1 protein-coding gene is annotated in these 317 nt (G+C 47.6%); it reads right to left on the bottom strand.

The annotated features are described in order from the left end of the window. A partial coding sequence (locus I5349_RS13660; protein ID WP_226391338.1) for a hypothetical protein occupies positions 1-317 on the bottom strand: 317 nt, incomplete at both ends.

The raw sequence follows: 317 nt of genomic DNA, 5'->3' as shown, positions 1-317 counted from the left end.
TTCTCACTGATCTCATATGTTACCGTGTAAGTGCCTGCTGCTGTACCAGCCACTATCGTCACCGTACCATCTGCATTTACTGTCAATGGCCCATTCGTATTCGGTGTGATCGTCACATCTCCAGCATTCACCGGTGATCCGTTCAACTCATCGTTGCCTAGTACATTGCCCGTAGTCGCTCCCGCAAAGCCATTTACATTTGTGATCGTATCATCATTCGCTTCAATGACTGCTGCAGTCACCGTCACTGTCACCGTTGCATCATCTGTATTCGCTGCATCTATGTTATCCGTCAAACGGTAAGTCAAGGTATACAC

The sequence above is a fragment of the Penaeicola halotolerans genome (genome assembly GCF_016464625.1).
In the GTDB taxonomy this organism is placed as follows: domain Bacteria; phylum Bacteroidota; class Bacteroidia; order Cytophagales; family Cyclobacteriaceae; genus Penaeicola; species Penaeicola halotolerans.
The sequence above is the reverse complement of the archived record's forward strand: the minus strand, read 5'-3'. Positions and strand labels throughout refer to the sequence as shown.